This is a genomic window from Dellaglioa sp. CoH-57-MRSF-16, assembly GCF_056782055.1.
Genome location: NZ_JBXAXZ010000126.1, coordinates 1 through 321 on the forward strand (window position 1 = coordinate 1; position 321 = coordinate 321).

Consider the following 321-nt stretch of genomic DNA (forward strand, 5'->3'; position numbering starts at 1 on the left):
CCCACGCACAAATGCGTAGGCGATTAGGAGTCCAAAACACCTAATCGCTTTACCATGTTAAAATTGAGTTCTGCGAATTATGCGGGCGCTGAGCGCAATTGAGAAGCGCTCGCAAAATCCACCACGTTATCTGAAAGCGCCGGAGCCCAAGCTGGGTCTTTCACGATAGAACACTCGATCGGCTGAATTCCGTGTGCATTTAGGAATGCCAAATGCGTGGAACCATCGAAATCTCGATACTTTTTCCAGTTAACCTGCTTCGGGCTCGTGATGTGTCCACAGGTGTGGCGTGCCGTACACTGAGCGCCACAGTACCCACAC

General features: G+C 51.1%; 1 protein-coding gene. It reads right to left on the reverse strand.

The genetic code is table 11. The annotated features are described in order from the left end of the window. Window positions 1-77: 77 nt before the first annotated feature. On the reverse strand, window positions 78-321 hold a 244-nt coding region (locus tag AC1RPH_RS08150; protein ID WP_481762084.1), incomplete at its 5' end, for a hypothetical protein.